The sequence below is a fragment of the Paenibacillus sp. FSL H7-0918 genome (assembly GCF_038007025.1).
Lineage (GTDB): Bacteria > Bacillota > Bacilli > Paenibacillales > Paenibacillaceae > Paenibacillus_AQ > Paenibacillus_AQ odorifer.
Genome location: NZ_JBBOWJ010000003.1, coordinates 610,817 through 633,724 on the forward strand (window position 1 = coordinate 610,817; position 22,908 = coordinate 633,724).

Consider the following 22,908-nt stretch of genomic DNA (forward strand, 5'->3'; position numbering starts at 1 on the left):
GATCGACTATCCTTTTGTGGAATCAATTGTAGTAGGTGCGGTTCCATTTACCTGGAGTTTTTTTAACGAGTTTTTCTTTGCTGTTAATTCTTTGGAAAGATCAGCTTGCAGGCGATTCATGTTCTTAATTTCATCGTTAAGCTTTTTGATTCGCGTCATTTTACTGCTCAAATCTGTGTGAGACTTGCTAAATTTCATATCCTGTTCTAATTGATTAATTTTGAATTTGGATTTTTCTTTTTTGTTCTTCACGTTTTTGAGCTTGCTCTCTACCTCTATGATTTCTTGTTCTAACCTTTGGATCATTGGTTTGGTGAAATTAATCGCCATTCTTACACCCCATATCATTTAGTGTTGCCGAGAATCAATTCTACTATAAAAGAAGAAAAAAGCACACTCATTAGAGTATGCTTTTTAAAAATAATCAGAGAAATAAGGATGTTCTGGCCTGATTAACCCTTCCAGAAATTGAACTGTAGCTTCATCTGCCTGGATCCGACCGATCCTAGCCAAATAGGTAGGTCGCTTATAGCCCATTAACATCGTGGTTAAAGTAGGAATGTCAATCAACAAGGAAGGGTTAGTCCCTCCTGCGTGCAAAACACCTGTTCCATCCTTATCCACATTAAGTGTAAATGTACCCCGGTTCCATTCCAGCATCGGATCACTCAAGGTGAAGATAAGGCAACCATCTTTATCCTGTTTTTTAAACGGATACTGTTCGATAAATAATTGAACATCCACTATCCGGGCCATAAAATAAGGAGCAATGGTTTCCTTGATGTCACCATCATCTAAAACGAAGGAAAGCGGCTCCCCTTTATAAATATCCCCTTTGACAAGAGTAATCATCGAAAAATGTGCACTTATAAAGTTCCATAATCCCACGCGAGCTTCTTCGTTAATATATACCATTTCTTTGATGTAAAAGATCTCCTCAGCAACCCAATACAACAAATACCCCGTGGGCAAATCATCATTGTTATAGTAGATGCCCACTGTCATTTCATCCAGATCCCAGCGTAAATATTCTTCCCAAGCCAACTTATTTCGAAGCATAGCTCCATGATGCTGCATGGAGAACTGATCATATATCTCCTTGATATCTGGATGTTCAATAGTTACCCGCTCCACGTTCCCAGGAACTTTTTTAGTTTTCGGCAGCTGGGTATCCGGAACTTCAAATGAGATTTTATCGGTAATGATCTCCCAGCCTTTCCGCCTATAATACGGAATAGAATACGGAAATAGATAAGAAATTGATTGCTTGCGGCCCCGCATTTTAGTTAATGCATGCAACATCAGCTTATTCATTAAACCTAAATTAGCATATTCGGGATAGGTTCCAACACCCGTCAGGCCACCCATCTCATAAATTCGCCCAAAAATATTTACTTGAAATGGGTATACTGCTAACTGTGAAATCAATTTATCACCATCAAACCAACCGACCACATCAGCATACTTTAGAACTGGCAGCTTCGCTTGGGTGATTTCACGATTTTCCCAACCAAAGATTTGTAAATCACGATTCGTCACTTGAAATACATAACGTAATAAATTATTAAATTGCTCTGCATGTTTAGTCTCGACATTTGCTAACCTGATTCTATCCTGCAACTTATTGCGACTCACTAGCAATACCCCCGCTGAATTCCCCAGATATAAATCAGAAATCACTCTTATTATTCTTTATATCCGTTCAATAAATACATTCTTTCAGAGAAGGTTAGCCTAGCGTATTCTTTTGCAGCTGCGGGATCAAAGCATACGCAAACGTGATGAATGGGCTTAACCACAGAAGGGTGGCATAAGGTATATATTCAATTACCGGCACACCTAGTGTAGCAGCGAAAAAAGCACCGCTAACTCCCCAAGGAATTAAAGGATTAACAAGGGTTCCACAATCCTCTAACGTACGGGATAGTGTCTTTGCTGGAATGCCTCGGCGATTATATTCATCTTTGAACATTTGACCAGGCAACAAAATAGAAAGATACTGTTCACCAGTCATCCCATTAACCGCAATGGATGATGCGCCGCTCATAAGCACGATACTGCTTTTACGTTTGAGGGGTTGAATGATTTTGCGAAAAAAAGCCTCTATGACACCACAATGTTGTATTAGCCCGCCTAATGATAAAGCAATCAAGATAAGTGAAACGGAACTCATCATTGATTGCATTCCACCTCGGTTAACGATAGAAGCAACGGTTTCATTGGCAATAGTACTTTCGTATCCATTCTGCATCACACTGAACCAGACACCGATTTCTGCCTGCTGCTGAATAATAGCGGTCACCAGAAGACCAGTAACAATGCCAACCATCAGTGTAGGAAGGATTGGGATTCGTTTGATTGAGCAAATAATAACGGCAAGTGGTGAGATCAACGTTAACCAGTGGATACGAAATCCATCTTGTAGAGCAAACTTAATCCCCTGAATCGACGATAAATCAATCGCATCGGCTTTTGGTGCGAACAAGAAAAAGACAGTAGTTATTATAAGCGCCGGAATCGTTGTGTACATCATATTACGAATATGTGTGAACAAGGATATACCTACCACTGCAGGTGCAAAATTTGTAGTATCAGATAAAGGTGACATTTTATCACCAAAACAAGCTCCGCAAATGATCGCTCCAGCAGCAAGTGTGGGAGAAATCCCTGTCGTCAAAGCAATACCCATCAAAGCTACGCCGATCGTGCTAACGGTGGTGAATGAGCTTCCAGTAAACATAGAGACGACAATTGTGACATATAACGCGCTTACTGCAAAGTAGTTCGGATTAATATAATCCATACCATAAAATAAAAGTGTAGGCACCGTACCACTCATCATCCATACAGCGATCAATATTCCGATCAACATGAGGATAAGAATGGGCATTATAGCTGTTTGGATGCCTTTAATGATAGCTGCCTCAATATCTTTCCATGACACGCCAAATAAACCCAATAAGACTGCTGTGCCAACTGTGGTTGCGAGAAGAGGGATATGAGGTTCTGCTTTCAATAGGAAAATAGATACAAAAAGAAGTGCAAAAATAAAAGCGATAATAATCATACTTTTTGAAAAACTAAGCTGACGGTCCATAACGATAGTGCTCCTTAACATTGTGATTGGGATAAAATTCGGAGATTGCGGTGCTTCCTTACTTTTAAGCTTTTAAGCTTTTAGGCTTTTGGGCAATGAAGCACAGAGGTAATATTAACGATAAGATAGAGAAGAGTCAATGTTAAGAACATACAATGAAGGTTTTTCCATTAAAAAAACAGAGGGCAAAATGCCTCTCTGCTATATATTCACCCTATTCACTTTACAATTGCAGCTTTAAAATATCCTGCGGAGTTTCAAATTTATATTTCGCGGGAATATGCTCATGCTGCTTGCATCCCCATAAAGCTAATCCAAAATCGACACCAGCATCTCGTGCACATTCATAATCATAAATCGTATCCCCTATGTAAATAGATGATTCAGGGTTTGCTTTTGATACTCTAATAAATTCTAGCAAGGGGTCTGGATGTGGCTTATGCTTTGCTGTATCTTCTGCGATAACGGTATATGATAAATATTTAGTTAAGCCAAATGGAACGAAATCATCATTTAGCTCAGCTCTTGTCTTGGAAGTCACAATTCCTTGAACGATCTCTTTTGACTGTAATGAACTCATTACATCTACAATTCCGTCAAAGATGTTAATAGTATCATAGAAATCTTTCATGAAAACATTCCATCTCTCATTGCCCTCATGAATATCTTCGATCCCAAGTTGTGGTAATGAAGCTGAACCGGGAATACCTAACACAAAATAGAGCTCTGACAATTCATACTCTCTGTTATGATCCACCTTTAACATCTTTTGCAGAGAACTCAGAACAGCGATTTCTGTATCAATTAAGGTTCCATCCACATCAAAGATTACAGTGTTATATTTACGCATAACTACCTCCTATAGGATTACAACAAATACAAGATTATTAATCGTTAAGCTTAATCTATTACTTAGAAAATAACTCTACGGCTTGTGTATCCATAATCGGATTGATATATTTCTCTAGCGTAATCGTTAGGGGTTGAGGATAATCTTTCGCTCCCTTTCCAAAAGTATAACGCATTTCATCCACGGCTGTACCCTCCTTTGAAGTCATGTAGCCACCGAAGTTTCCTGCCGAAGTTGTTTTGATTGCTCTTTTATGCACATTTCCTTCCGCATCAGTAAAAGTCTCAGCAAGTCTAGTATAGTATTTTAAATATTCGGCATCAGTAATTGTATGCCGTAACAAGATCTCTCCTTCATCTGCATAATTCTCTTGCGTTGGAGAAACAAGCTCAAGGCCGCTTCCCGGTGCTTCAATGATTTGCTGCTTATTGAGATCGACAACAATTTTCATTTTATTCTTTTCCACTGCCGAGATACCAAAGGTTTTTAATGAAACGGTGTCTGGCTGACGGTTTAGGCTGCTCTGGCTGTTCCTGAACACCAGCGTAAACTTGGTGTTGTCCGAATAGACTTCAGAATTGTCAGAGTTGACGATGTCGGGGTAAAATAATTTTTCGGTAGCTCCCCCATTTGTATTAATCAGAACTGGATTAATCAATTGAAAAATTTGTTTATCATTGTTCAGATCATACTCCAAATCTACATAGGTACTAAGCGGTGTATATTGCACTAGATTCACTTTAATCTTTTGCCCGTCAACTGTCAGCGTTTTATCCGTTTTTAGAATTCTTTCCTGTGCTTTGAGCATATCAGGATTAAGTTCGAAAGCAACATCCAGATTAGTCCGGTACTTATTACTACTGGATTGTAGCGCCTTATCTGAAGTTTCAGTGATAATGACATTATAGTTTACTTCCTTTGGATATTTAACCGTTGGTGAAAGACTAGTAGTGTATATAAAATCCTTAGACTGGCCTGGTTGAATTCGGTTATCGCTGGCAAGCATACTTAGTGCAGCACCTTTATGTAGATTCGACTCCTGTATGCCTTCATATTGAAGCGCAAAATTCGCATGTATAACTTCTTTGTCTGTATTGTTCTGAACACTGTATAGAATATACACCTTCCTTCCATCTGTTACTGCACCAGTTACATCTACTCGGTACCCCTTGTTTTCCGCGCTCTGACCCACCGGCATCACGAGATTCTGTTCCAGAGCACTAGCAAGCGCTGGTTCTAACCTTGAAAATGAACGATACGCTGCAAAATCATCTGTATTTTTAGGGCTGGCGGTTTGAACTGAAGGTTGAGCCACTTCCTTGGCCGGTAACCCGATTGAAGAGTATGTAAATAATAGGGCTGCGGCTGCAGCTGCGATCACTCCCAAACCTGCGGTAAAAACGCGGCGTTTCTCACGTTTTTTTCCTTCCCTAATTCCCTTTCGCATCGCGTTATAAATTTTCATTTCCTGTAAAGTTTCAGTATTCTGATTCATTTCATCAACATTTTTCTGCAAAATACGATCTTCTTTATCTGTCACTCTGTTCACCTCCCATATCACTTCAACACATTACGAAGCTGTTTAAGTCCCTCGCGTAACCAGGTTTTGATTGTACCTTCAGGTTTTTTTAGCACTTTTGCGATTTCGATTGTAGTCATGTCATTGTAATATTTAAGAAGTACCACATGCCGATATTTGGGCTTTAATCGGTTCAGAGCACGTTCCAGATCAATCCGGTCGTTACTTTTCATTTCCTGAGTTGCAACCTCTGCCAGCTTCTCCGTAGGAATCACTCGTTTTTTTCGTCGTAGTTCATCCATACAGCAATTGATCGTAATTCGAATCAACCAAGGTGTAAATGACTGTTCATCTTTAAGCTTCTTACGTTTCATCCAGGCTCGACATGAAGCCTCTTGTACAACTTCTAACGCGTCCGCTTCTGTCCGTAGATAACTATAAGCGACGGTGTACATTTTCCGATGCTCCACATACAGGCGTTTAAAGAAAACTTCCTCATCCATTCGGGCAAAATCAACCATTCTGACCTCGTCCATCGTCCTATCCACCACTCACCACACCCCCTCTTTTTTTGTCAGTGTCGGTATTAGGATAAAGTCATCGTTCTGATGTTCTTATAAGTAAGACGGAGTTGAACGTAAAAACGATTGATTTTTTTCATAAAAAAGTGCTGGCAAAGATGCCAACACTCCATTTTCATATTTATCGATTACGATTAACCATATAATTCAATAGATGTTTTAAAAAATTGATATTGCGGGGGATCTCTTTTAGCGCCTCCATGGCAAGACAATAGTGCTCCCACATCTCTTTTCTAGCGCCTTCTGAACCCAGAATGGAGACAAACGTTGCATTGTTATTCTCAACATCCTGCCCTGTGGGCTTACCCAGTAATTGTAAATCCCCTTCCAAGTCGAGTAAATCATCTTTAATCTGAAAAGCAATCCCCGCATGATAAGCGAATTTCTTCAAAGCTTCAATTTCTGTCTCCTTAACCTGTGCGAGAATCGCTGGCATAACTAGTGAAGCTTCGAACGCAATGCCCGTCTTATAGAAGCAAATCATATTTAATTGCTCTAGCGTCAATGCTTTCCCTTTAGAATTCAAATCCATCGCTTGCCCCATGCAGGTATCTTCCGCCTTTTGAGCTGAATATTGCATTAAAGCAATTACGGATTTAGCATCGAATGTAGAAAGGGATGCCTGTTCCTCAATCGACTTCTGAATTAGAAAGAGTCCTGTCAATTCCGCCGTTGCGCTATTATACACCTCATGTAGAGTTGAACGGCCTCTTCGAGTGGGGGCATTATCCTGAGAGGGCAGATCATCGAAAATTAAGGATGCAGTATGCATATATTCCAAAGACCTCAAAAGCGGCACAATTGCCGCGCTGTCTAATCCGTATTCGTTCACCCCCATAACCCAAGTCAGAATAGGTCGTATTCGCTTGCCATCACCCTCTAAACTATAATTGGCTGCATCAATTAACATTTCTTTCATAGCTGGTGTCCCAACAGGTTTATTAATCGGCAATTGATTGTTGATTTCACCACGAACCTTTTGAATCGTATTGTGAAAATCCACCTTTTCCTGCTTGTTGTTTTTTAAATTCGTAAGCATTTGATCTCTTAGTAGTTTGTCAAAAAAATCCACATCATCAGCTTTCAACACCATTTGCTGCACGAGTCGATTAAATTCGGGTTGACCCGAAGCAAAGATCTCCATAATCTCTTTATACTTTTCAGTACCCACACGTACTTTACAACGCTTCAAACCGTTAATTGCTCGATCTAGAATCACTTCACGGGTTTTGGCATCGGAGTGATATACGGAATGGATTAGATGAGAGATGACGGTCCAGTATAATTCAAAAGGGTTTATCAAATCTGAACGTTGATCACGGTATTTCAGAAAATAGGTATACGGCGTTACCGCTCCCTCTTTCATATCGTCAAACATATCTGCAAAATCATCAGCCAGTTGATTGTAAAGACCATAATAAAAAGTGCGTTGATCAAATCCATCATCTGTAGGTGCACTAATAACGGATCGGACAATTAAACGGGAAGAAGAGGATTTTAAGATAATGGGGATATAAAGCTCTTCATTGGTGTAATTAGCGTTGGAAAGTTCCTTAACACGGTCCAGCTCCTGAGATTGAAAAAACACAAAGGATTGCTCGAAAAATATGTTCTGCATTTCTGGACGTTGATAGCTTTTAATATATTCGAAAGCTTCACTAAGCTCCGAATGTACGTATCGAATGAATTCCATGTTCTCTCCGGACCATTCTCCAAGCTCAGGCACAGATCTAGTAAGGATAGCGTCGCGTATCATGAGGGAAAATTGCTCTTTTTCTTGAACCGTTAAGACACTGGAATCGAGAAGATCATCAATAAAAGGGTAAGTCAGCCCATAAGAATAACCAAGTCTAATGGCTTCACTAAGCTTCTTAGAACGTTCCAAAGGTGGGGTACTCTCCCCCATTTCCTCCATTACATGCAGAATGACCCCGATAATGATCTTAATTAACTTACGCTGTGCTTGTTCGGCATTCATTTCCTGCGGAATATGGGTTGATACGTTCTTTAGCTTGTCGATCACCCAGATGGTGGCGGTCTCGACGCCTTCTTTCTGCGCCCAGCGATATACTCCTGCCAAGCTCATAAATTCTGATTGATCTCTTATCGTTGTTGAATCGTCTGGGATCAATTGAGATCTAATGTCAGCAACCATTCGCTGAATCCTGTTTTGTGTATCAGTAGAATCCAAGGCTTTGCCCAGATCCCTCATATATAAATAGGACACGCTGCGATCTAAATAATCATCCAATTTACCGTTAAGATTCAGCCAGCCTATATACCTATGATAATCCTGCGAATCAGGTTTCCTTTTCCCTCTAGAGAAAAATGACAACCATGAGCGGCGATGAATATGATGTTTTTTCCATAATTGAATATCTTCAGTGAGAGTAGATACATAAGTTTTTTCTTTGAACTGCATGTGCAGTGAAACAAAATACTGAGCCGCCCTCTGCTCAGCTAGCGAATAGGCTGAATCGGCATGATCGGTTACATTCACATTCATAGGTGGATTACCTCAACTTCTCTTTTGGTTAATTGTCGGTCATGTTCATATCTTATACGGAGAAGTGTCTTTATGGTTACGAATTCTTCGCCATACGTTTCCCAATAAAGTCAAAGATCAGACCCGCTGTCCTTTTTATAGGACCCAATGAAACAGGATAATAATAACCCGACTCAAACCAGCCTTGTTCTTTGTAATAACGATAATCCTTGGAATGATCATCAAGCATTGTTTTTATACTTGTACGTGACATTCGAAACAGCATTAATCTGAGAAAAGAAGGAACTGGAGTCTTGGGCGACATAAGGTCCTTATAGAATCTTTCGGAGGCTTTCTTTATTTCTCTCGTCATTTTTTTCTGCGCAACTTCTGTTCTTGGCTCCAAAGTAGTCAAGACACAGCCTTTTGTAACTTGAAATCCGAAATTCTCGCCCATATTACTAAGGTATTTCACAATTTTGCTGCCTCCAAAGATCCCCTGATTGACAATAGCCGTGAAGGTTTTCCCGAAGAATCGAGGTCTATGAAATACAAAAGCAAGCCGGTCCAAGAGGTTCTTCATCGGTGCCGATACATGAAATGCATAATTAGGCGTGGCGAAAATAATTCCGTCAGAATGGATCATTTTCTCCATCAATACATCGCGATCATCCTTTAGTGGACAATATTCCTCACCTTTATTGAAACATATCTTGCAGCCCCGGCAATATTCAAGCCGATAATCTTTTAAAAAGACATACTCAAATTCAATATCACCATATGCTTTTAAATTATTGCCAAATTCACAAACCGCTTCAAAGGTCGCATGCTTTTGTTGATTCCCAATAAATGCAGTAACTTTTTTCATTTGAACCCCTCCATATATGCATATTTTGAATAACACCCATCAATATGAATGAATATTTTTTTATTCATTCATATTGTAGCACCTTGATCCCTTTTATGCGATATAATTCCATTTGAGAATGCAAAAAAAGAAGCCCGACTTGACCAGGCTTCTGTTAACTTCCCTCTATATCTTTTTAGCGTAATTATGTGTAACAAAATCAACTAGCAGATTCACACTGCTCTCCATATCGTAAATCTCTGTGTTAACTGTCAATTCGGCATGTTCAGGGGCTTCATAAATAGCATCAATACCTGTAAACTCACGAATTTCACCTTTTCTAGCTTTCTTATACAGCCCTTTAGGATCACGTTGTTCGCAGGTTTCTAATGAACATTGCACATAAATCTCTGCAAACTCGCCAGACTGAAAACGATATCTAATCGCTTCTCTAGCAGCTGAAGAAGGTGAAATCATCGGGACAAGCACTATAAAGCCTAGTTCCAAAAACATAGATGCTACTTCGGCTGCGCGACGCATGTTTTCTTTACGATCCTCTTCTGAAAAGCCTAAATCAATATTCAAACCTTTTCTTAGCTGGTCGCCGTCGATCACAGCACATCGGATGCCTTGCTTAAACAATTCTTTTTCAGCTTGTTGTGCTAGTGTACTTTTTCCTGAACCTGATAATCCTGTGAACCAAAACACGCCCGCTTTATGACCGTTCAACAGCTCCCAATCTTTTCTATTCATTCTAAAACGCCCCTTTCTATATGATTAATATTATACTAGTTTACCGCAGTCTTGAGAGAAATGGCTGATCCTAATTCCTTCTGTATATACGCTATATCAGTCATCTGCTCAATATGGCAAACTCCACCTGGGGGTGGTGAATCATATAGATGTTTTGCTACTGCCGCTGTTACTTTTGCCGTAATGATAGATTGATTCTTTCCTTGTAATAAAAAATCCGCATGAAGTATTTTACCTTCTGAATTTCTTCCATGTGCTTCAACCTTAATAGCGAACCCATCATCCCCCAAATGCAGCCGCCCCATAGCACGAACAATTGAATTCTTCAGCCAGCCTATTTGTAGTAAGCGAACGGCTCCAGTTCTTTTCGTTATTGCCAGTATTTTAGTAACTACAGCTGAATCAAGACAAAATCGTGTAGAGATAGACGATGATTTTAGTGTTCTGCTAAGTGTCTGTTGATCTGAGAATGGAAAACGGTAAGCATATCGGTTACCCATCTCATCACCAAAATGATACAACCTTCTGTCTGTAAAGCTCTCCACCTCAACCTGGCGATTATCCTGCTTCACTTCGAACTTAGCTGCTAAACTGTCAACTGTCCATTCTAGCGCCGCTTTGCCATGAGAATCACCTAATCCGAGCATAATCGCAATTTCTATCTCCTCAATCTGATTCATCTGCCGCTCTGCTTCAAGGGCCAGGAGATTAGTGATGCCGGGAGCAAGTCCTACACTTAAGACAGCACTTGACCCATTGTCTTCAGCCTCCCTCTTGTATTTCTCAATTTCATTCAAAAACAAACCGTTCGCAGATACATCCACATAATGAATACCGCTTCGAAACACAGCTCTTATAAAATCCGTATCCGTTTGATCTAAGCACATAATGATTAATTTCACTCGTTCTAACTTATCAGTAGGTAAAGGTTTATTAATATCCAACTGCATCGGCTTAATTTTCCCATCAGTTGCTTGACTGAATTGCTTTGCTTTTACAAGACTTCGCCCTGCAGCATATACTTTTCCAGGATATTTTTTCTCTAAGATTTCACAAATGGTACGCCCTACATGGCCATATCCACCGACGACTACAATATCTTCTTTTCTCTGCATTTTATCACCGCATCCTATATAATAGAAATAATTAAGAACCATTCTCAATTATACGGATATGGTTTACATTCACTATCCCATAAATGTGGGATACCTGTTTTTATACTCCATGACTAGAGGGCTGACCTATGAAAACCATAAGACAACTTAATCATATTAAACAACAAATCATACGGTTAGGTACTGTTTCTGAATCTTCACATAGCTACCGTACTTCATTACTGTCGATTTTACGCGAGGCTGTACCCTTTGATGCTGCCTGCTGTACCCATGTTGATCCACAGACACTACTCTCGACAGGTGCGGTTACAGAAGATAACGTGGAATCCATTCATCATCACTTGTTCCAGATCGAATACGGTGAAGACGATATTAATCCCTATGAGCAAATGGTTCATAGTAAAGTGCATGTAGCTACTTTATATGAAGCAACCGAAGGGCAGCCAGATTTGAGTGCCCGCTATCAAAAAGTACTGTCTCCGGCAGGATTTGAGGATGAATTACGCGCTGTACTTGTTCATGGAGATGCGTGTTGGGGGTATCTGACACTTTACAGAAAGTCGGGTCAGCCTGTATTTTCACAGGAAGATTGTGTACGGATAGCCTTAATGCTTCCTGAGATTGCCGCAAGAATGCGGGCTTTCAGTCTTGAGTTGCCTGAGAGAAATCAGACTTGGCTGGAAGAAGATTACGGTTCCGGAATTGCCGTCCTTTCTGATCAACTAGTGCTCCTCTCCTCCAATCCTACAGCAGACCGCTGGTTAGAGAAACTTCGTTCATTAGAAAAAATTGATCACCATATCCTGCCACGACCAATTCGGGCGGTGAGCACACAAGCAATCAATAGTCCCTCTGAATCTTCGGGGATGGCAAAGTCCTGTATCCGGATGTCAGACGGACCTTATCTAGTGATCCGGGCTAGCCGGCTTCATGCATACGACGGTCAGACGCAAATTGCCATTTCATTCGAGCCTGCACGTCCAGCAGATATGCTTCCTATCATTGCAGAAGCGTATGATCTGACGAAACGGGAACAGCATTTACTTGAAGGAGTAATTCGCGGATTATCTACTAAAGAATTGGCTGCTGAATTACATATTTCTGCTTACACGGTTCAGGATCATTTAAAATCCATTTTTGCTAAAGCAGGTGTCAGCAGCCGTAGAGAGCTTATCTGGCATTTACATTCTCGTTATAGCATTTCAGAGAAATAGGATCGCCGAGCTTCTTATCAAAAAAGCCCAAGCCTTTATTAACAAAGGACTTGGGCTTTAATTTTTATCTTTTATTTCCTTAATGCGATGCCGTAAATTCTTCCAGCTCAGTAGCAGGGTCAAACTTCTCCCTGCTCATCACAAATGCTGCCATTAGAGCTATAACTGATGGAATAATCGCCCAAGCAAAGGTATGAACAAGAGAAGAAGATAATCGTTCGGTGATTTTATCAAGAACCTCAGAGGGAATTTTGGCCCGTGTGTCGGGAGTCAAAATTGTACTTGGATCACTTAGATTAACACCTTCTGGTGCCGCGCCTCCCTTACTGAACACGGAAGCTAGTTTATTCGAAAAAATGTGACTTTGAATAATACCAAATACCGTAATGCCAAGTGTCATTCCCAGCTCCCGTGTGAAGCTAAGTGTCGAACTTGCAGAACCCCGTTGTCTTGCTGTAAATCCATGAATCGCTGCATTGCTTAGAACAGAAAATGATGAACCTATGCCAAGACCCACCAGAAACATAAAAATAGTGACCATAAACCGGGAGGAGTCTGGTGTTAGTGTGGTAAGTAGAGCCATACCTGCTACAAGGAGTACTAACGTAGAAATCATGATCGTGCGATAATTAAATTTAGAGAGCAAGAATCCTCCGCCAGCAGCAGTGATAACAGAACCAATCATCATCGGAAGTAGAACAAGCCCCGAATTTGTGGCAGACCCGCCAAGAACCCCTTGAATATAAATTGGAATGTACACCGAGGCTGTAATAAATGCCGCTCCGCTAAATATCGCCATAACATTACTCGTAGAATAGAGACGATTCTTGAACATGCCAAAGGTAATGATTGGCTCTTCTGCACGACGTTCGATAACAATAAAACCAATTAAAAACACAACAAAAGCCATAAACAATCCCAGAATCATTGTCGAGTCCCAAGCATATTTCTTACCCCCGAGCTCAATCGCAAACATGAGACAAAGGATTGAAGCTACAAGTGTAAAAGCCCCAAGATAATCAATTTTTTCTTTGGAATGCTCAACAGATTCTTTGTAGAAAAAAGCGATCATAAAGAATGCAATAACACCAATGGGTAAATTGATATAAAAGACCCAAGACCAATGAATATAATCCGCTATATAAGCGCCAATAAGAGGACCAAAAATACTGGAAATACCATAGGCAGCACCGAATAACCCACCGATTTTCCCCCGTTTTTCTGGGGCCACTACATCGAACATAATCGTGAATGCAATAGGAACGAGTGCCCCTCCACCAATACCCTGAATTGCCCGATAAATACTAAGCTGAACAATAGAATTTGCCGTACCACATAAAGCTGAACCAATCATAAAAACAATAATACCGAAAATAAAAAATCGCTTACGTCCATACATATCCGATAATTTACCGAAAATCGGCATACCCGCCATCTCAGCTATCATATAAGCGGACGTAACCCACATCAATTTGTCAAAGCCGCCAAGGTCACCTACAATGGTTCCCATTGCGGTTGCAAGTATAGTATTATCCATTGATGCCATAAGTGTAGCCAACAATAGAGCTACTATAATAACCCCAACTTTATTTTTCTTTTCCATGCTCCTTTTTCTCCTCCACTTTTCCCAAATGTTTAGTTCTACTCTAATTGTTAAAGGATTGTGCACAGGCTTCATTCCAAACCACGTGATGTTATACCCTTTGCAAATTAGTGAATAATTCGATAAAATCAAGACAATTAATTAGGTGTTCATCAAGCATCTTGTTTATTAATTATCTTGACTATCAAGATATAAACATTTTAAAAGGAGGGTCCTCTTTTGTCAAGAGATCGACACAATCAAGTTACAATTCAGCAGGAAGACTTAACTTTACGCATGCGGGGCCTAGGCAGCCGAACGGTTTTGTATCAGCAAAAAGTAGCAACTTCTCTAGGGTTATACAATAACGATTTTCTATCTATAGATATCCTTCATGAAAAAGGTCCTATCACCGCCGGCGAGCTATCCAAATTAACTGGACTTACTACAGGCAGCATTACCACATTAATTGATCGACTTGAAAAAAACGGCTTTGTTCGCAGAGAACATGATCCCAATGACCGTCGTAAGGTGATCATTGTTCCTTTATATGAGAATAACGAGGTTGGAAATGCCTACCTTCCTTTGCACACTAAGATGGTTAAACTGGCGTCTTCCTTTACTGAGCAGGAGCTTGAGCTTATAACAACATTTTTAGGCAAAGCAAGTACCATCCTGGAAGAGCAGATTCACTATCTCAGCACTACAACGAGTAACTAAGACTGTATAATCGTCAAAAAGGACGATATCCCATGAAGTCAAATGACTTTGAGATATCGTCCTTTTAATATAAGTATGGCTCAAAGAGAAGCTGAAGCTTGAGCAACTAAAGAGACCAATTGTGCAGAATCAAATGTGTCTCCTTTTCGAAGCTTCAGGGTTTTCCTTTCAGGTGGTCCCTCAAATGCTCCCTCTGGAAGCGTTAGCTCGGTTGTATTAAAGATTACAAAGCTGACTGCGTCTTTTGATGTCGAGATGGCCGCAGCGTATTTTCCATTTTTCAAAAAATGAGGTTTCTTATACTGAATACGTTCCTGCACATCCGGTATAGCCTGATGAACAACCTCACGTAGTGAGGTGGACAACTCCACCTGCCATGATTCTTTTAGCGCTTCAATAAAATCGATTACTTCCTGATTCATTTTTCATCTCTCCCTTTAAGTAATTAAATGGTTTGCCTGAATAAGCGCAGTAAGTTGTTTAACAAAATCAGGAGGTCCTTTGAGATCCGACGCATCTGCTATGACGAACATAAGATGATGAAATCAACACATCCGCAAAAGAATTTCAAAAATTTAATAGTTTAAATTCCCCTTATATTAATTTCTTGTTCATGTAGTCATTATCCTTCTGGCAATTTAGAGATATCCAGCTCGTTACAAGCTAAAAAGGGAAAAGCTCCTAAGAGCTTCTCCCTTAACCTCGTACATAAAATTAATGAATCGTTAGATTAAAACCGCTCTGAATATAATTCAGATTCGGATAAGCAATGTTGGAGGTTGTCAGGTTATTAAAGGTTGCAGCACCATTGCCTGTATAGGTGTAAATAGCTGCACCTTTATGTGGACCTGAGAACCGTGAAGTTGTTATTCCATCAAGTCCTGTACCGTTAATATTGATGTTGTTGAACACGATGTTCTCGAATCCACCACCATATCCAAATTGAATCGCATCACGCTGGGTATTAATGATGTCTATGTTATTAAATGTAACGTTCTTGATAGCATCATTTGATGCTTCAAGATCAATTGCGCCACGTTCACCCCCATAAAGATCTTTACTCGTGCCACTGTTAATAATGGTTGTGTCTGAGAAAACTACACCCGTATTATTCTGGAAATGATAACCTGGAAAAACGGTATTCATACGTATGCCGGAACCACCAACTGTATCAATGATATAGTTATGATCAGCCTTATGACCACTTCCTCCAAAGAAAGCAATCGCTGCCGCACGCCAGTTATTCTCAATGGTGTTATACGAGAAGGTATTATTCACACCAGCAGGTGCACCATTTGTGTTACTGGTCCATACTGCAAGACCATCGTCACCATTATTTCGCACACTGCTATTGCGTACAATTGAATTGCTAGTTCCTTGCGAGAAGTTGATGCCGTCTGCAAGATTGTTCCGAATCCGACTGTTTTCAACTACCAGCCCGGTAGCATAAATCGCAGGTGTATGAGCGTAGTCGCCTACCCACATTCCGCATTCAAAATGCTCTACCCAGACATCATGGATAATAGAGTTGGTTCCAAAGTTATCCATAAAACCTTTGTAAATTGCATTTTGTCCATAACGTGAGCGCAAATTAGAATTCATATATACATTACTGAAATCTAGCTTACCTGAAATACGGAGTGAAATACCACCGCCCGCAGCATTAGGATTGGTGAACTGAATATTGGTGTGCCAGAGACCAGCACCAGTAATAGTGAGGTTATTGATCATATTACTAGCAGAACCAATCTCCCACATACTGCTAAGATTAAAGGTTCCTGCTGGAATATAAATAGACTTTCCGCTTGCCACGGCTGCATTTACAGTAGCTTTAAAAGCTGCCAGATCATCTTGTCCGTCGTTTGCCACAGCACCGTAATCTGTTACAGATACGGAGTTAGCTGGGCGGGCAATTGCTGTTGGAACAGATTCAATTTCAAGGAAATCCACACCATATTCCAAGCTATCTCCATTGTTCTTCTGGATTCGAATCTTGTCCCCAGGTTGGAGGGGTGTATCCATCTTCCAGTGAACTTCATCAAAACGGAATAGTGGACGTCCAGCACTAGGTGTATCGCCAGGCATATCACCTGAGAAATACTGCCAGCTGTAGTATGAGGTTAAGGAAACTGTTTTTACTTTCGCTCCATTCACATACACATCCAGTGAACCATTCAATCCCATCCCATCTGCAGAGTCAGGCATTGTAAATCTCATAGTTACACCTGCGCCGCCTTGACCCTGTCTGACCGTCCACTCTAAGTTCGAACCATTCGAAGGAAGAGCTATATAACGCTGGCCAGAAGCTTCAGAAGCGATTAATGCTTGATCAAAGGTTGGCGCCGATTTCAATATCGCGCCACCCCCGAGTGTAGCATCCTCGGTATCATATCGACTATACGGCATGCTTGCACCACGCGCAGCATAGACAACGAGATTAGAAACACTTACATTATTCGCTTGCTTGGCAGCTATCTCATTAGCATCCACTTCAACAGTAGTGGTGACTGTGTAGTTACCATTAATCGCTGTCCAAGTCCCTGGAATCGCTACATTAACTATTGCCCCCGCTGCTAAGGCACCGTTATAAGATCCATTATAGGTTTGAATAGTGGAACCCGCAGAGTTTTTAAGAACAACGCTTATACCATGTGAACCACTTGCAGAGGCAATGGTTCCTTGATTCTTAAGATTTACATTAAACGCTACATTGTTATTAGCAACAGGATTACTTGGTGTCCATGTAACAGTTCCCACTAAGTCAGAGCTGGACACTGGAGCGATAATAAGTGACGCTGGGTTCGTGTAGCTGTTATTCGCTTCATTTTGTTCGATAACTAGGTTGTCTTCATCAACTTTGGCACTAACTGAATACGTTGCGGCAGGCTTAACTCCTGCGGTAAGTGTCATCGATGCTGTTGTCGATGCTCCAGTTGCTAGTACACCTACCGGAGCTGAGCCTACAAGCTCATTATTTAAATAGAAATTAACAGTAGTAGCTGGAGAGCTGGCATTGCCGATATTCTTTACGATTGCGTTCAGCGTAATCGCATTAGACTCAACCGGATTCGTTGGTGACCAGGACATGCCAGTAATCACCAAATCCGGATTCGGAGCTGGAGTACCGTATACTTCAAATTCGGCGATCTGTCCAGCTGGAGCACCCGAGTTGGCAGTAATATTAAGCTGTAGACGTTTGACAGTTGCGGTAACAGGAATGGTTACTGTATTTCCTGAAGCTGGATTAAACGAATACGATTGTGCTGACACCAGATTCCCAAATGTCGTTGTGTTCTGATTGTGACCGAGCACTTGAATCGTTTGGGTACGTGCTCCCCATGCAGCGGCTGGATTTAACTTTAGAACGATGGAGGAAACGTTGTAGTTTGACCCCAGGTCAAGTATCAATGAACTAGGATTACTGCCACCTTCCCAGTATGTGTTGGTGTTGTTGTCATTAGCATTTGCTGCCACAAATGATTGCGTATTAGAGGATGCGGTAATCGATTTGCCAACCGCGATATTACTGCCCGCAACAGGTGTGGCTGTTGGCGTCGGTGTGGCTGTTGGCGTTGGTGTGGCTGTTGGCGTTGCAGTCGGCGTGGCTGTTGGTGTTGGTGTTGCTGTAGGCGTTGGCGTTGCTGTCGGTGTGGCTGTTGGCGTTGGTGTGACTGTTGGCGTCGGTATTGGTGTGCTAGCTCCATAAATTTCGAATTCAGATACTTGCGCTGCCGGCCAACCCGTATTGCCTGTTACATTCAGGCGTACATAACGAGTGCTGGTTGCTGAAAAATCAATCTTAACGGTGTTCCCTCCTGCTGAAGGATTGAACACATAATCAGCTGAACCAACAATGTCAGTGAATGTAGATCCATTTGTGCTGCCTTGAACGGCGAGTGTTTGTGTACGCATCTCCCAGCCCGTTGGCAGCTTCAATACGATTTGGTCAATACTTGTCTCTGTACCGAGATCTACTTGGATCCATTGCGGAAATGCATTATTGCTGCTTTCCCAATACGTCTCTTGATTGCTGTCTTTCACATTGTTTGGACTATACGTTTGTGATTGACCACTAGCCGTCACAGTTTTGCCCAGCGTCAAATTCGTGCCACCAGAGGCACTAACAATTGTGAACGGACCCGCTGCCAGGTATAAACTTGAGATCAACAGGGTTACTACAAGCGACCATACGACATACTTGTTGCGCATTATAATCCTCCTCTTAATGTAGATACTCACTAACGTGTCGCCTTATCGGAGTGCTCAAATGATAGCGTTTACAATCAAATTCATCTCAGAGCACATTAAATAACAACCGATCCTCCTTTCAATGTGAGACACTCTCATTATAGAGAAAGAGCGGATCAAGCTATAAGATGTAATTCTACGGAAAAGATATGTGATACCAATATCGCGAAACTACCCTAAATATGGAATCTATTAACATCACGTCCATCAAATAAAGGCCTGATTTCTCAGGCCTTAGTTTTTTATGAAGATTAACTTGTGGTTTTAAGTTCTTTTTCATTAGCTGAATCTGGAGAGTTTAATAAAACCACACCTCCAACTATTAATACTATGCCTGCAAGTGTAAGCATACTAAATGGATCCCCCCATATTACGATACCAACGATGGCGGTTAGAACTGTACCTACACCTGCCCAAATCGCATAAGCTAGGCTTAAAGGTAAAACTCTGAGACTTATGGACAAACTATAAAATGCGATAATAAAACCAATAATAACACCTATAGTAGGCAATATTTGTGTGAACCCTTCTGACATTTTCAGCATAGTTGTACCTATTACTTCGCTTATAATAGCTACCCCCAGTACCCAAAAACCCTTATTCTTGTTCATAACATTTCCTCCAAGCTCTAATGAGATCCACCAGAAAGTTTCATAATGACTACTCCACCAATGATAAGAATCAGGCCGAGTAGTTTTTTCAGATTGAAGTTTTCTTTATAAATGATGACTCCAATTAACGCAGTTAAAGCCGTACCTACCCCCGACCAAATAGCATAAGCCGTCCCTAGTGGAATCGTTGAAAGCGCTAAAGAAAGACAATAAAAGGCTGAACCCATGCCGAGTACGACTCCTATTGAAGGTAAAATCTTTTTAAACCCGTTAGAAACCTTAAGCATGGAGCTACCAAATACCTCGCAGATAATCGCTGTTGCCAGTAACACATATGAATTCAACAATAGCCCCTCCTTACTCCGTCATGTTTATTAATTCTTTAATTACTTTATCTCGTAAATCCTTATCTAAAGCTCCTAATCCGAACATTTCTGAATACCATAAACCGTCCGCTGCCAGCCTGACAATTGTGGAACGTACAGGATCTATTCCATCGTTCTCTATATTGTTTTGCCATACTGAGTATTGATCTTGAAATTTCTTAAGGATATCCGGATTCGTAAAAAGAGCAGCCGAAAGCGCGGTGCTAATCTCTTGCTCTTCCTTAAGATCGTCGTCAATCGCCTGAACAAACGCTCGTCCCCACTTCCCCGTTTCTCTAGATGTATTCGCTACTCTTTCTTGAACATTACTGAAAAAATCACTTGTTAACTCTTCCACCATACTTTTTATTAAAGCTTCCTTATTCGGAAAATGGTGCAGCAGTCCACCTTTACTGACCCCCGCTTCTTTGGCAACGGCTTCAAGCGTAAGCTTCTCCACCCCATTATTTTTAACTACTATAGAAGCTGCTAATAAAATACTACTTCGTTTTGAATTACTGTTCACGATAATCACCTCTGTTATTTACTATACCGTCTGGACGGTTTTATTGTCAAATAAAAAATCATTACCTTAGATCAAAAAAAGCCTGGTAATCCAGGCCTCCAACATTTTTAAAGCAATTCACATTAAATTTTTAATATACCAAACATCACAAGCGAAATGCTCCGACCCCGCAAGCGGTTCATCCAAAAGCTCAAATCCATTTTTCATATAGAAACGGTTAGCTGCGTGCATGTTTTGAAGTGTCTCCAAATAACATTGGTTGTAATGAAGCTTAGCAAAGTCCAACGCTGTATTTAAAAGTTCTTTGGCTATCCCGTTACCTCTAATCGACTGAGATAAATACATTTTTTGCAACTCACATATCTTGTCATCATTCCCGAAAGGAGCAATGCCACAACCCCCTAATACTTCCCCTCCCTCTTCGACAACCCAATAAGCCCGATTCTCACTATGATTATAATCATCTGATAAATGATGCAGGCTGTCATCCTCCCAGGCTAGACCCGAGCGATTCCCGCCAAACTCAATTAGGCAGTCCCTAATGACCTTTTCAATGGAGCTATTATCTTTCATTTGTAATAGTCTGATATTCATGAGTAACGTTCTCCTATCTTTCGATTAGCTTTCTTCAGTTATTATATTGTATCAAGCTTCAGAATGGATAATTATAATGGGATTCAAACATAATATAGAGAAATTTATTTAGGAGGGGCTTCAATGAAAATGGCAGCTAAGCAGCTCTCGATTGCAGCATTAGGCGGGGTTCATGAAATCGGTAAAAATATGTATATCCTGCAATACGCAGATGACATTGTCGTTATTGATTGCGGCTCTAAATTTCCAGATGAAAGTCTCTTAGGGATTGACCTAATTATTCCTGATGTTTCGTATTTATTAAATAATATTGATAAGGTACAAGCGTTGGTGGTGACTCACGGACATGAGGATCATATCGGCGGGATTCCTTACCTGCTTAAACAGTTGAATATCCCAATATATGCTTCCCGTTTAACCTTAGGATTAATCGAAAATAAACTTAGGGAACATGGAATTTTACGACAAACGAAACTCCATTGTATTAATTCAGAATCTACGTTAACCCTGGGAGCCATTACTACAACATTTTTTAATACAAATCATAGTATTCCAGATTGCCTTGGCGTAGTATTCGATACACCTGAAGGTACCGTAGTTCATACAGGAGACTTCAAATTTGACATGACGCCTGTCAACAAGCAGTATCCAGATATACATAAAATGGCCGATATTGGGAAAAACGGTGTAAAGATCTTGCTGTCAGAAAGCACTAATGCTGAGCGTCCTGGCTTCACCCCTTCTGAAAAGCTTGTTGGCGCTCACATAGAAGAAGCCTTTTTAAAAGCAGACCGTAGAATTTTTATTTCTACCTTCGCCTCAAATGTACATCGTCTACAGCAGATCATTGATGCTTCTCATTTAACTGAACGTAAATTGACCTTACTCGGCAGAAGTATGGTAAATGTAGTCAGAGTGGCCCAAGAACTCGGTTATTTGAACATTCCGGACGATATGCTGATCGAACCTGCAGAAGCTGCTAAGCTCCCTCCGGCACAGGTAACTGTTTTATGTACAGGCAGTCAAGGAGAGCCCATGGCCGCACTATCCCGCTTAGCGAACTCAAGCCATCGATTGATGGAGATCCAGGCTGGGGACACGGTGCTGCTCGCAGCCAATCCCATCCCGGGAAATGAACGGAATGTTTCAAGGATTGTCGATAATTTATATATGCTGGGTGCTAAAGTCATCTATGGTTCACGCAGTGAGCTTCACGTCTCCGGGCATGGCAGCCAAGAGGAGCTTAAGCTAATGCTGACTCTAATGAAACCTGAATACTTTATTCCGATTCATGGTGAATACCGTATGCTGCATCATCACAGCTTGTTAGCGGAGGCGGTAGGCGTCAAACCGGAAAATATCTTTATTCTAAAAAATGGAGACATCGTTGAGTCATCGTCTGGTGTTGTCCGCCAATCCGGTCGAGTGACTGCTGGGCAAATTCTAGTAGATGGCCTTGGGATCGGAGATATTGGAAATGTTGTGCTTCGCGATCGTCGCCAGCTGTCAGCAGACGGCATTCTGATTACAGTGATTACACTGAGCCAAACCGATGGACGTCTATTAAACGAGCCAGACACTATTTCCAGGGGATTCGTTTATGTCCGTAACTCCGATAATTTAATGGACGAGATCAACCAGCATGTAACATCGACCCTTAAAAAAATGAACGAAACGGATCTCGGCCAATGGAATATCATCAAGCAGACCATCAAAGAATCATTAAGTAAGTTCCTATACGAAAAAACGAAACGACGGCCAATGATTCTTCCAATCATCATTGAGGTTTAATGTAGGAATG

Annotated in this window: 20 protein-coding genes; 3 read left to right on the forward strand and 17 right to left on the reverse strand. The window is 41.0% G+C overall.

The genetic code is table 11. From position 1 onward, the window contains the following. Window positions 1–6: 6 nt before the first annotated feature. From MHI15_RS22485 to MHI15_RS22530, 10 genes are all read right to left on the reverse strand, one after another. Window positions 7–330 (reverse strand): hypothetical protein, encoded by a 324-nt coding sequence (locus MHI15_RS22485; protein ID WP_036677934.1) that lies wholly within the window; start codon window positions 328–330, stop codon window positions 7–9. A gap of 84 nt (window positions 331–414) precedes the next feature. Further along, entirely contained in the window at window positions 415–1,635 is a 1,221-nt protein-coding gene (locus tag MHI15_RS22490; protein ID WP_076184556.1) for a GNAT family N-acetyltransferase, read from the reverse strand. A gap of 94 nt (window positions 1,636–1,729) precedes the next feature. Continuing rightward, complete coding sequence (gene nhaC, locus MHI15_RS22495) at window positions 1,730–3,097, reverse strand: Na+/H+ antiporter NhaC (protein ID WP_341164909.1); 1,368 nt, start codon at window positions 3,095–3,097, stop codon at window positions 1,730–1,732. A 223-nt stretch (window positions 3,098–3,320) separates the two neighbouring features. Beyond that, window positions 3,321–3,947 (reverse strand): HAD family hydrolase, encoded by a 627-nt coding sequence (locus MHI15_RS22500; protein WP_076184554.1) that lies wholly within the window; start codon window positions 3,945–3,947, stop codon window positions 3,321–3,323. A 58-nt stretch (window positions 3,948–4,005) separates the two neighbouring features. Next, complete coding sequence (locus MHI15_RS22505) at window positions 4,006–5,487, reverse strand: DUF4179 domain-containing protein (RefSeq protein ID WP_339174176.1); 1,482 nt, start codon at window positions 5,485–5,487, stop codon at window positions 4,006–4,008. Window positions 5,488–5,504: 17 nt separating this feature from the next. Next, window positions 5,505–6,002 (reverse strand): RNA polymerase sigma factor, encoded by a 498-nt coding sequence (locus MHI15_RS22510; protein ID WP_076125874.1) that lies wholly within the window; start codon window positions 6,000–6,002, stop codon window positions 5,505–5,507. Window positions 6,003–6,168: 166 nt separating this feature from the next. Then, window positions 6,169–8,553 carry a polyprenyl synthetase family protein gene (locus tag MHI15_RS22515; RefSeq protein WP_339174174.1) on the reverse strand — a complete coding sequence of 795 codons (2,385 nt, stop codon included), beginning with the start codon at window positions 8,551–8,553 and terminating at the stop codon, window positions 6,169–6,171. Window positions 8,554–8,629: 76 nt separating this feature from the next. Then, window positions 8,630–9,400 carry a flavodoxin family protein gene (locus MHI15_RS22520; RefSeq protein ID WP_076184551.1) on the reverse strand — a complete coding sequence of 257 codons (771 nt, stop codon included), beginning with the start codon at window positions 9,398–9,400 and terminating at the stop codon, window positions 8,630–8,632. A gap of 165 nt (window positions 9,401–9,565) precedes the next feature. Next, window positions 9,566–10,132 (reverse strand): adenylyl-sulfate kinase, encoded by a 567-nt coding sequence (gene cysC, locus MHI15_RS22525; RefSeq protein WP_076274453.1) that lies wholly within the window; start codon window positions 10,130–10,132, stop codon window positions 9,566–9,568. 35 nt (window positions 10,133–10,167) lie between these two features. Next, window positions 10,168–11,247, reverse strand: a complete 1,080-nt coding sequence (locus MHI15_RS22530) for a saccharopine dehydrogenase family protein (protein ID WP_341164910.1) — start codon at window positions 11,245–11,247, stop codon at window positions 10,168–10,170. Window positions 11,248–11,375: 128 nt separating this feature from the next. Between MHI15_RS22530 and MHI15_RS22535 the strand changes: the two genes are divergently transcribed. After that, entirely contained in the window at window positions 11,376–12,461 is a 1,086-nt protein-coding gene (locus tag MHI15_RS22535; protein ID WP_076190407.1) for a helix-turn-helix transcriptional regulator, read from the forward strand. A 79-nt stretch (window positions 12,462–12,540) separates the two neighbouring features. Here the strand turns inward: MHI15_RS22535 and MHI15_RS22540 are convergent, their stop codons facing one another. Next, entirely contained in the window at window positions 12,541–14,064 is a 1,524-nt protein-coding gene (locus tag MHI15_RS22540) for an MDR family MFS transporter (RefSeq protein ID WP_340034517.1), read from the reverse strand. Window positions 14,065–14,340: 276 nt separating this feature from the next. On the opposite strand from MHI15_RS22540, the gene MHI15_RS22545 reads away from it, so the two are divergent. Continuing rightward, window positions 14,341–14,763: a MarR family winged helix-turn-helix transcriptional regulator gene (locus MHI15_RS22545; RefSeq protein ID WP_248548335.1), complete on the forward strand. Its 423-nt coding sequence runs from the start codon at window positions 14,341–14,343 to the stop codon at window positions 14,761–14,763. 80 nt (window positions 14,764–14,843) lie between these two features. On the opposite strand, the gene MHI15_RS22550 is transcribed toward MHI15_RS22545, so the two are convergent. From MHI15_RS22550 to MHI15_RS22575, 6 genes are all read right to left on the reverse strand, one after another. Next, on the reverse strand, window positions 14,844–15,185 hold the full coding sequence (locus tag MHI15_RS22550) for a DUF1801 domain-containing protein (protein WP_036677965.1): 342 nt from the start codon (window positions 15,183–15,185) through the stop codon (window positions 14,844–14,846). Window positions 15,186–15,477: 292 nt separating this feature from the next. Continuing rightward, entirely contained in the window at window positions 15,478–18,972 is a 3,495-nt protein-coding gene (locus MHI15_RS22555; protein ID WP_341164911.1) for a discoidin domain-containing protein, read from the reverse strand. 290 nt (window positions 18,973–19,262) lie between these two features. Continuing rightward, window positions 19,263–19,622: a DMT family transporter gene (locus MHI15_RS22560; RefSeq protein ID WP_076217536.1), complete on the reverse strand. Its 360-nt coding sequence runs from the start codon at window positions 19,620–19,622 to the stop codon at window positions 19,263–19,265. Window positions 19,623–19,639: 17 nt separating this feature from the next. Beyond that, window positions 19,640–19,966 carry a DMT family transporter gene (locus MHI15_RS22565; RefSeq protein WP_036677974.1) on the reverse strand — a complete coding sequence of 109 codons (327 nt, stop codon included), beginning with the start codon at window positions 19,964–19,966 and terminating at the stop codon, window positions 19,640–19,642. 13 nt (window positions 19,967–19,979) lie between these two features. Beyond that, the gene (locus MHI15_RS22570; RefSeq protein WP_143759822.1) at window positions 19,980–20,513 is read right to left on the reverse strand and encodes a TetR/AcrR family transcriptional regulator; all 534 of its coding nucleotides are present in this window, start codon (window positions 20,511–20,513) and stop codon (window positions 19,980–19,982) included. Between the two features lie 117 nt (window positions 20,514–20,630). Continuing rightward, window positions 20,631–21,107: a GNAT family N-acetyltransferase gene (locus MHI15_RS22575; protein WP_312149516.1), complete on the reverse strand. Its 477-nt coding sequence runs from the start codon at window positions 21,105–21,107 to the stop codon at window positions 20,631–20,633. 123 nt (window positions 21,108–21,230) lie between these two features. Here MHI15_RS22575 and MHI15_RS22580 point away from each other — a divergent pair, with 123 nt between their 5' ends. Beyond that, window positions 21,231–22,898 carry a ribonuclease J gene (locus MHI15_RS22580; RefSeq protein WP_254847604.1) on the forward strand — a complete coding sequence of 556 codons (1,668 nt, stop codon included), beginning with the start codon at window positions 21,231–21,233 and terminating at the stop codon, window positions 22,896–22,898. Window positions 22,899–22,908 lie beyond the last annotated feature (10 nt).